This window comes from Mesorhizobium sp. B2-7-2 (genome assembly GCF_006440775.1).
In the GTDB taxonomy this organism is placed as follows: domain Bacteria; phylum Pseudomonadota; class Alphaproteobacteria; order Rhizobiales; family Rhizobiaceae; genus Mesorhizobium.
Genome location: NZ_VFTZ01000002.1, coordinates 426,247 through 436,016 on the forward strand (window position 1 = coordinate 426,247; position 9,770 = coordinate 436,016).

The following is a 9,770-nucleotide window of genomic DNA, read 5'->3' on the forward strand; positions in this document are numbered from 1 at the left end:
ATGAGCGCATTCTCGCCGACCGTCGGTGTCGCCTCGACGCATCCCGCCGACATGCCTGAGGCGCATGCCGAAATCCCTGTCTGGAATTCTGAAAACTGGTTCTACGAGGACTGGCAAGTCGGTCACAAAATCCGCTCGCTTCGCCGCACCGTCGCCGAGGGCGAAAGCCATATGTTCAATGCGCTAGTGTTGGACATCCATCCTTACGTGCAGGACCAGATGTTCGCCGAGAAGGAAGGCATCTTCGGCAAGCGGCTGGTGGCGGGCGCCTTCGTGTTTTCGGCCGGGCTCGGCCTGGTTGCCACCAACTGCATCAACGCCTTTTCCTATGGCTATGACAGACTGCGCTTCATCAAGCCGGTCTTCATCGGCGACACCATCTATTCGATCCGCACCAACCTCGACAAAAAGCCGCGCTACCAGGATATGGGCCTGATCCGCGCCAGCTACGAAGTCTTCAAGGGTGAAGGAGAGCTGGTGCTCTACTGCGAGCATCTGCAAACCGTGAAATACAAGAACCCGGCCGATTTCGTCGGCAAGACCGAGAAGTGAACCGTGGCCGCTGACAAAGAACTTCCACTAACCGGCCTCGTCGTCATCGACATGAGCCAGTTCCTGTCGGGACCCTACTGTTCGCTGCGCCTGCTCGACCTCGGCGCGCGCGTCATCAAGATCGAGCGGCCCGATGGCGGCGACCTGTCGCGCCGGCTCTATCTCAGCGACACCGAGATCGGCGGCGATTCCACCATTTTCCACGCCATCAACCGCGGCAAGGAGAGCCTTGCCGTCGACCTAAAGAACGAGGCCGACCTCGCCGCGCTGCGCGCGTTGATCGCCAAGGCCGACGTGCTCATCCAGAACTTCAGGCCGGGCGTCATCGAGCGGCTCGGCCTCGACCATGAGCATGTCAGCACGATCAACCCCCGGCTCGTCTATGCCTCGATCAGCGGCTATGGCGAGGAAGGGCCATGGGTGAAGCGCCCGGGGCAGGATCTGCTCGCCCAGGCTCGTTCCGGCGTGATGTGGCTGAACGGCGACGAGGAGCAGGGACCGGTGCCTTTCGGCCTGGCGATCGCCGACATGCTGGCGGGCGCCGCCTGCGCCCAAGGCATCCTCGCCAAGCTGGTGCGGCGCGGCATCACCGGCGAGGGCGGCCATGTCGAAACCAGCCTGCTTGAGGCGCTGATCGATTTCCAGTTCGAGGTGCTGACCACGCATCTCAACGACGGCCGCCGCCTGCCGAAGCGCCCGTCCTTCCGCAGCGCCCATGCCTATCTCTCGGCGCCATACGGCGTCTATCCGGCCAAGGACGGCTACCTGGCGATTGCCATGACGCCGATCCCGAAGATAGCCGACCTGCTCGAACTTCCCGAGCTAGACCCTTTCCGCGACAAGCCGGAGACCTGGTTCACCGCCCGCGACGAGATCAAGGCGATCATCGCCAGGCGCATTGCCGAGAAAACCATCGACGAATGGCTGGCCGTCCTCGAGCCCGCCGATGTCTGGTGCGCCAAAGTGCTGACCTGGCCGGAACTGATGCAGAGCGACGGCTTCAAGACGCTCGACATGCTGCAGACGGTGACCCGTGAGGACAATGTCTCGATCCTGACCACCCGCACACCTCTGCGCGTCGACGGCGCGCGCGCCAAGGTGGATCGCGCCGCCCCGCAAATCGGTGAGCACAGCGAAAAAATCCGCGCGGAGTTCGGGCTGTGAGCGGTGTTTCGTTGAAAGGCATGACCTGGAACCATCCGCGCGGCTACGACCCGATGGTGGCGTGCTCGGCGCTGTGGAAGGAAAAGACCGGCGTCTCGATCGAATGGGAAAAGCGCTCGCTGCAGGATTTCGAGTCTTTCCCGGTGGAAGAGCTCGCCCGCGCCTATGATTTGATCGTTATCGACCATCCGCATGTCGGCCAGATCACCGCCGAGAAGTGTCTGGCGCCGCTCGATGTGCCAGGGCGCGAGGCGGAACGCGAGGCGCTGGCTGCGGCAAGCGTCGGCCAGTCCTATCCGAGCTATACCTGGCAGGGCCGGCAATGGGCTTTCCCGATCGACGCCGCGACCCAGGTTCAGGCTTGGCGGCCCGATCTGATCGAAACCGCGCCGGCGATCTGGACCGAAGTGCTGGCGCTTGCCGAGCAGGGCCGCGTGCTCTTGCCGCTCAGGCCGCCGCATTCGCTGATGTGCTTCTACACGTTGGCCGCCGATCTCGGCCGGCCCTGCACGGTCGACGGTTCGGCCGACCTTGTCGATGGCGGGACCGGCGAAACCGCCTTCGAGATGCTGTGCGAGATCGCGGCGCTGGTCGATCCCGCATGCCTGACGATGGATCCGATCGCCGTCTTCGAGAAGATGGCCAAGCCCGGCTCGCGCATCGCCTGCGCGCCGCTGATCTATGGCTATGTTCCCTATGCGGTGGCGGGTTTCCGCCCGCACCGCCTCGCCTTCGCCGACATGCCGGTCGCCAGCGGCAACGGCCCGATCGGCTCGGCGCTCGGCGGCACCGGCATTGCCGTCTCCGCCTTTTCCGCCGCGCCCGAGGCGGCGATCGACTTCGCCTATTGGATCGCCAGCGGCGACGTGCAGCGCGGCCCTTATGCCGCCGCCGGCGGCCAGCCCGGCCATGCCGCAGCCTGGGAGGACGACGCCGTCAACGCCGCGACAGGCGACTTCTATCGCGCTACGCGGGCGACGCTCGAGGGCGCTTGGGTCCGCCCGCGCCATGACGGCTATATGGCCTTCCAGCAGCGGGCTTCGGACCGCATCAATGAAGGTCTTGCCGGCCGTCAGGAAGCAAGGCGCGTCGTCGCCGACATCAATCGCCTGTTCCGGGAGAGTTTCGCGCCGGCCGCCGCCGGCTAGATGTGCCGATCGCCGCCGCGACGCTCGGCGAGCTTGACGTCTATATCCGCCACAGCCGGCGTGCATTGCCCGAGAGCAGGCGGGTCCGCTCTGAATCGCTTGCACCGGCCAGCAGCGCATGCGTGGCGGCGACCCAGGTCGTCAGCCCGCCGCCCAGCGTGCAGACCGGCCAATCGCTGCCCCAGATCACCCGGTCCCAGCCGAAGCACCGGATCGTGTGCTCGACATAGGGCCGGAGCGTCTCGACCGTCCACGTCGCCGGATCGGCATAGGCGACGACGCCGGAGATCTTGGCCGTGACGTTGGGCCGTTGGGCGATTGCTTCGATATGCTCTCGCCACGGATGCTCGGCATTGCCCTTGATGTCGGGCACGCCGCAATGGTCGAGAACGAACTGGACGTCGGGGGCGAGGTCTGCGAGCGCCATTGCCTTCGGGATCTGATGTGGCAGCACCACAAGATCGAATGTCAGGCCGGTGTCGGCCAGCCGCTTGATGTTCTGGCGAAACAGCGCCCCTTCCGACAGGTCGTCGGGAACGACATGCAGCACGCGGCGGAAACCCTTGACGAACGGCTCGGCCTTGACCGTTTCCAAATAGGCTTCGAAACCGGCCTCCTCGGGCCGGCAGGAGGCTATCGCGCCCTTGAGTAGGCTACCCGCCTGGCCGGCGATCGACTTCACCCGCGCCGTCTCGGCGGCAATATCGGCGGGATCGACATCGACCTCCATATGCAACACGGCTTCAATGCCCGAGCGCCGCGCGTCGGCGGCATATTCGGCATAGGAGAAATCGCGGTTCAGCGCCGGCACGCCGGACAGCCACGGATAGCGAAGCGCGCCCTGGTCTATGAGGTGCAGATGCGTGTCGATGATCATGGCGGCGTATCCTCCGTGGCCTGGAGAATGATCCCGAAAAGTTGCAGACTTTTCGCATAAGATCATGCTCCAAAAAACAAAGCGTTGGAACGGGATGACCGGCTGCTTTGGGTTCATCCCGCGCTAGGGCACTATCTCGCCGAAAAATCGATCATTCAAATAAGAAATTACGACGATTGCGGCACATCTGACCCGGCGAGCTGCGAGAGCCTTGCCGCTGCGTCCTGCAGATGCCGGATCGTCAGCGTGATGTCCGGCGCCGTGGGCGCGTTGACCAAGGTGATGTAGGGAATGGTCAGCGCCGCGATGGCTCTGCCGTCCGGTCCCAGCACCGGCGTCGAAAGATTGTAGACGCCGGCGGTCTGCAGCGACGCCATCATCTCGTAACCGCGGTCGCGCACCTGGTCGAGGCGGGCGAAGAATTCCGGCGTCAGGTTGAGATGCTCGGTGCTCTGCAGATGCTCGGCAATCATCATCTTGCGCTCTTCGGGCGAGCGGAAGGCAAGCAGCACATGGCCGGAGCCGGTGTCGAACAGGCTGATATGCGAGCCGACGCGGATCGAGATGCCCCAATAGCGCGGCGCTTCCTGCTGCGCGATGACCACGGCGGCGCCGCGGTCGAACACCACCAACTGGTTGGCCTGCGACGAGGTTTCGGCCAGCTCCCGCATGATTGGCGTCGCATAGGATACCAGCCGGCGAACCGGCGCGTGCAATTGCGCGAGGCCGAAGAGCTTGAGCGTCAGCGAATAACGGTCGCCGTCGATCTTGGTGACATAGCCGCGCCGCACCAGACGGTCGAGCATCCGGTAGAACTCGTTCGGGCTGCGGTCGAGCCGCTTGGCGATCTCCGCCTGCGTCAGCCCTCCGTCCACGCTGGACAACAGCTCGAGAATATCCAGCCCCTTGTCCAGCGCCGGCGCGCGGTAGCGGTCCCCGTCTTCTTCCTCTGCCACCCGTCCCTCCAGTGAATTTCGATCTGCATATATGCATGAACTTCATTCCGCTGGAAGCACAATCGGCTTGACCCGGGAATGAAAATGCTATTTGCATATGAATGAAACTCAAGCGATCGGTCGCGCACTCGGCAGGCCGTCGCTGTGAGCCCATGGGAGGAGAGCATGACAAGACTGGTTCTAGGCATTTCCGCCGGCCTGGCTGGCCTGCTGCTGAGCGGCACTGCGTTTTCGGCCGATCTGCCCGGCAAATTTCCGGGCGTGACGATCGACGTGAAGCTGATCGGCGGCCAGCAATATGAAAAACTCTACGAGCGCATCCCCGAATGGGAGAAGGCGACCGGCGCCAAGGTCAACATCCTGACCAAGAAGAACGGCTTCGACATCGACAAGGAGCTGAAGTCCGACATCGCCTCGGGCAGCACCAACTGGTGCGTCGGCTGGAACCATTCGTCCTTCGCGCCGCAATATACCGGCCTTTACACCGACCTCAGCAAGCTCTTGCCGAAGGAAGAGATCGACGCTTTCGTGCCGTCGACAATCAAGGCCGCGACCATCGACGGCAAGCTCGAGATGCTGCCGCGCGCGCAGTTCGACGTCTCGGCGCTCTACTACCAGAAGAGCCTCTACGAGAACGCCGACAACAAGACCAAGTTCAAGGCCAAATACGGCTATGACCTTGCGCCGCCCGACACCTGGAAGGAAGTCACCGACCAGGCCGAGTTCTTCGCCAACCCGCCCAATTTCTACGGCACGCAATTCGCCGGCAAGGAAGAGGCGATCAACGGCCGCTTCTACGAGATGGTGGTCGCCGAGGGCGGCGAATATCTCGACAAGGACGGCAAGCCCGTCTTCAACTCCGAGGCTGGCATCCGTGCGCTCGACTGGTTCGTCAACCTCTACAAGGCCAAGGCTGTGCCGGCCGGCACCACCAACTATCTCTGGGACGATCTCGGCCAGGGCTTTGCCTCGGGCACCGTGGCGATCAACCTCGACTGGCCGGGCTGGGCCGGGTTCTTCAACGACCCGAAGTCCTCGAAGGTCGCGGGCAATGTCGGTGTGAAGGTCGCGCCCAAGGGCTCTTCCGGCAAGCGCACCGGCTGGTCGGGTTTCCACGGCTTCTCGGTGACCGAGAACTGCGCCAACAAGGAAGCCGCCGCTTCGCTCGTATGGTGGCTGACCAATGAGGACAGCCAGAAGCTGGAAGCCGCCGCCGGCCCGCTGCCGACCCGCACCGCGGTTTGGGACTGGGACGTGAAGCAGGCTGAGAACGATCCGTACAAGAAGGAGGTTCTGGGCGCCTTCCAGGAGGAAGCCAAGCACGCCTTCGCCGTGCCGCAGACGCCTGAGTGGATCGAGATATCCAACGCCGTCTATCCCGAGCTGCAGGCGGCGATCCTTGGCGACAAGACGTCCAAGCAGGCCCTGGACGAGGCGGCCGCCAAGGCGACGCAGATCCTTCAGGACGCCGGCAAGCTCTAGTCACTGCTGCCAACGTCGCCTCCCCGTCGCGAAATGGGGAGGCGACAGCGTCTTGCCGCTGCGGACCTTCCGTTTCGGCCGGGCCTTGCCCATGGCGGCCCGAATTATATGCAAAACCTCACAGGATCCTGATGAAGGGCATCAAGCCATCCGCGCCGTTCCTGCTGCTGCTCCCGGCCATCATCGTGCTGGCGGCAGTGGTGGTGCTGCCGTTGATCCTGTCGCTCTATTCCAGCTTCACGCCGTTCCGCCTGACGCGGCCCGAGACCTTCTTCGTCTTCGTCGGCTTCAGGAACTATCTGTCGATCCTGTCCAATGCGGATTTCTGGTGGGCCTTCGGCCGCACCGTTCTGCTGCTCACCATCGCGCTGAACCTCGAAATGCTGCTCGGCCTTGGCCTGGCCATGCTGGTCGAGAAGGCGACGCGCGGCCAGCGCATCCTGCGCACGCTTATGATGTTCCCGATGATGTTCTCGCCGATCCTCGTCGGCTTCCAGTTCAAATTCATGTTCAACGACAATATCGGCCTGGTGAACAATGCGCTGCAGTCGCTGGGCATCACTGAGGACGCCATCCCCTGGCTGATCGAAGGCCATCTCGCCTTCATCGCCATCTCGATCGCCGAGATCTGGTCGTCGACCTCGATCTTCGCCATCCTGATCCTGGCCGGCTTGCTCGCCATGCCCAAGGAGCCGATCGAGGCGGCCCGCGTCGACGGCTGCACGCCCTGGCAGACCTTCCGCTATGTCACCTGGCCCTTCGTCATGCCCTTCGCCTACATCGCCATGACGATCCGCTCGCTCGATGTCGCGCGCGCCTATGACATCGTCAAGATCATGACCGACGGCGGCCCGGCCGGCCGCACGGAGCTGTTGTGGACGCTGGTCGGGCGCACCGCCTACAGCGATGCCCGCATGGGCCTCGCCAATGCCATGGCCTATTTCTCGATCCTGCTGTCGATCGCTTTCACCGTCTATTTCTACAACAAGCTCGCCGCGGCGCGCGCGCAGATTGGCGCTGAGTGGTGAGAATGGACGAGAACGCCTCCGCCCGCCTCACCCGCCGCGCGCTGACCGTCGCGCACCGCGTCGGCCTGTTCCTTGCCATGCTGGTGATCTGCCTGCCGGGCATCTGGATCGTGCTGTCGTCGCTGCGGCCCACGGTCGAGATCATGGCCAAGCCGCCGGTCTGGATTCCGCAGCAGCTGTCCGTCGACGCTTATGTCGCCATGTTCAGCGGCATCGGCAAAGGCGGCATCCCGGTGCTCGACTATTTCCGCAACTCGCTGATCATCTCGGTCACCTCGACGGTGATCGCGGTGGCCATCGGCATGGCCGGCGGCTACGCTTTTGCGCGATACCGCTTCCGCGGCAAGTCAGGCATGTTCCTCGGCCTGATGCTGACGCGCACCGTGCCCGGTATCGCGCTCTCGCTGCCCTTGTTTTTTCTTTATGTGCGGCTGGGCATCATCGACACTCATATCGGGATGATCCTGGCCTATGTCGCGCTCAACGTGCCGTTCACCATCTGGCTGATCGACGGCTTCTTCCGCCAGGTGCCGAAGGACCTTGCCGAAGCGGCCCAGATCGATGGCTGCACGCGCTGGCAGGCGTTCTGGCAGGTCGAATTTCCGCTGGCGCGCCCGGGCATCGCCTCGGCCGCCATCTTCGCCTTTCTCACCTGCTGGAACGAGTTCGCTTTGGCCTCGCAGCTCACCCGTTCCGTCAATTCCAAGACGCTGCCGGTCGGGCTGCTCGATTATACGGCCGAGTTCACCATCGACTGGCGCGGCATGTGCGCGCTGGCCGTGGTGATGATCATCCCGGCGCTGACCCTCACCTATATCGTCCAGAAACACCTCGTCGGCGGCCTGACCTCCGGCGCGGTGAAAGGTTGATTTCCATGGCAACGGTTTCGCTAAAACAGCTCACCAAGCGCTACGGCAATATGGAGATCGTGCACGGCATCGATCTCGAGATCGCCGACCGCGAATTTATCGCGCTGGTCGGCCCATCCGGCTGCGGCAAGTCGACGACGTTGCGCATGATCGCAGGCCTCGAGGACATCAGCGGCGGTATGATCGACATCGGCGGGCGCATGGTCAACGACCTGCCGCCGCGCTCGCGCAACATTTCGATGGTGTTCCAGTCCTATGCGCTCTACCCGCACATGACGGTGCGCGAGAATCTCGGCTTCTCGCTCAAGATCGCGGGTGCGGCCAAGGACGACATGGATCGGCGCGTCGCCGAAGCCTCCGCCATCCTCGGCCTCGACGAACTGCTCGAGCGCCGTCCCTCGCAACTTTCCGGCGGCCAGCGCCAGCGCGTCGCCATGGGCCGCGCCATCGTGCGCGATCCGGATGTCTTCCTGTTCGACGAGCCTCTCTCCAACCTCGACGCCAAGCTGCGCACGCAGATGCGCACCGAAATCAAGAAGCTGCACGCCAAGGTCAAGTCGACGGTCATCTACGTCACCCACGACCAAGTCGAGGCGATGACGCTGGCCGATCGTATCGTCATCATGCGCTCAGGCTATATCGAGCAGGTCGGCACGCCGGACGAGGTGTTCAGCCGGCCAGCGACCCACTTCGTCGCCGGTTTCATCGGCTCGCCGCCGATGAACCTGCATGAGGCGACGGTGAGCGATGGCAGGCTGATGTTCAGCGGCGGCGACAGCTTGCCGCTGCCCGGCCAGTTCAAGTCGAAGACGGCTGCCGGCGACAAGGTCGTGTTCGGCATCCGTCCCGATGATTTCTATCCGACCGGCCACGGCCTGAGCTCCGGCGGCGAGACCGAAGTCCATCGCGTCGAGCTGCCGGTCAGCATCACCGAGCCGCTCGGCAACGAAACGCTGGTCTTCGCCGAGTTCAACGGCACCGATTGGGTCTCGCGCATGCTCAATCCGAAGCCGCTGAAAGCAGGTGACAGGATCGGCATGAGCTTCGACCTCAGCCGCGCGCATCTGTTCTCCGCCGAAACCGGCAAGTCGCTGAGGAGCTGACATGGCGAAAATCGAGAAGATCGAGCTGCGCATGGTCGACCTCGTGCCGAAGGTGAAGCGCACCGACGCCATCCAGAGCTTCGTCAGCCAGGAGACGCCGATCGTCACCATCACCGATGCCGACGGCGCATCGGGCACCGGCTACAGCTACACGATCGGCACCGGCGGCTCGTCGGTCATGCGGCTGCTGGCCGACCATCTCGCGCCGCGCCTGATCGGCCGCGACGCCGACCAGATCGAGGCGATCTGGCACGAGCTCGAATTCGCCACCCACGCCACCACCATCGGCGCCATCACCGCGATCGCGCTGGCCGCGATCGACACCGCCCTTTGGGATTTGCGGGCAAGAAAACAGAACCTGCCGCTCTGGAAGCTTGCCGGCGGCGCCAAGGACCGCTGCCCGCTCTACACGACAGAGGGCGGCTGGCTGCATATCGAGACGCAGGCACTGGTCGACGATGCACTGGAAGCGAAGGCCAAGGGCTTTACCGGCTCGAAGGTGAAGATCGGCAAGCCACACGGTTCAGAGGACGTCGCGCGGCTGTCGGCGGTGCGCAAGGCGGTCGGCGACGGCTACGACAACAAGACCGA

General features: G+C 63.8%; 9 protein-coding genes and 1 pseudogene. 8 read left to right on the top strand and 2 right to left on the bottom strand.

All coding sequences use genetic code 11. The features are described from left to right. The 3 genes from FJ425_RS04840 to FJ425_RS04850 are packed head-to-tail and all read left to right on the top strand — an operon-like array spanning position 1 to position 2,864. On the top strand, positions 1–552 hold the full coding sequence (locus FJ425_RS04840) for a MaoC family dehydratase (RefSeq protein ID WP_140628810.1): 552 nt from the start codon (positions 1–3) through the stop codon (positions 550–552). A gap of 3 nt (positions 553–555) precedes the next feature. Continuing rightward, on the top strand, positions 556–1,716 hold the full coding sequence (locus FJ425_RS04845; RefSeq protein WP_140628813.1) for a CaiB/BaiF CoA-transferase family protein: 1,161 nt from the start codon (positions 556–558) through the stop codon (positions 1,714–1,716). Positions 1,717–1,736: 20 nt separating this feature from the next. After that, entirely contained in the window at positions 1,737–2,864 is a 1,128-nt protein-coding gene (locus FJ425_RS04850) for an extracellular solute-binding protein (protein WP_181164871.1), read from the top strand. Positions 2,865–2,904: 40 nt separating this feature from the next. Here FJ425_RS04850 and FJ425_RS04855 read toward each other — a convergent pair whose 3' ends face one another. Further along, on the bottom strand, positions 2,905–3,741 hold the full coding sequence (locus FJ425_RS04855) for an amidohydrolase (RefSeq protein ID WP_140628819.1): 837 nt from the start codon (positions 3,739–3,741) through the stop codon (positions 2,905–2,907). 167 nt (positions 3,742–3,908) lie between these two features. After that, positions 3,909–4,697 (bottom strand): IclR family transcriptional regulator, encoded by a 789-nt coding sequence (locus tag FJ425_RS04860; RefSeq protein ID WP_095769349.1) that lies wholly within the window; start codon positions 4,695–4,697, stop codon positions 3,909–3,911. 165 nt (positions 4,698–4,862) lie between these two features. On the opposite strand from FJ425_RS04860, the gene FJ425_RS04865 reads away from it, so the two are divergent. The 5 genes and pseudogenes from FJ425_RS04865 to FJ425_RS04885 all read left to right on the top strand — a co-directional run. Further along, positions 4,863–6,179 (top strand): sugar ABC transporter substrate-binding protein, encoded by a 1,317-nt coding sequence (locus FJ425_RS04865; protein ID WP_140628822.1) that lies wholly within the window; start codon positions 4,863–4,865, stop codon positions 6,177–6,179. Between the two features lie 131 nt (positions 6,180–6,310). Beyond that, positions 6,311–7,207 carry a sugar ABC transporter permease gene (locus tag FJ425_RS04870; protein WP_140628825.1) on the top strand — a complete coding sequence of 299 codons (897 nt, stop codon included), beginning with the start codon at positions 6,311–6,313 and terminating at the stop codon, positions 7,205–7,207. A gap of 2 nt (positions 7,208–7,209) precedes the next feature. Beyond that, positions 7,210–8,076, top strand: a complete 867-nt coding sequence (locus FJ425_RS04875; protein WP_140545208.1) for a carbohydrate ABC transporter permease — start codon at positions 7,210–7,212, stop codon at positions 8,074–8,076. A 5-nt stretch (positions 8,077–8,081) separates the two neighbouring features. After that, the gene (gene ugpC, locus FJ425_RS04880) at positions 8,082–9,179 is read left to right on the top strand and encodes a sn-glycerol-3-phosphate ABC transporter ATP-binding protein UgpC (RefSeq protein ID WP_140628828.1); all 1,098 of its coding nucleotides are present in this window, start codon (positions 8,082–8,084) and stop codon (positions 9,177–9,179) included. A 1-nt stretch (position 9,180) separates the two neighbouring features. Continuing rightward, a pseudogene (locus FJ425_RS04885) lies at positions 9,181–9,770 on the top strand (mandelate racemase/muconate lactonizing enzyme family protein); the annotation flags it as partial.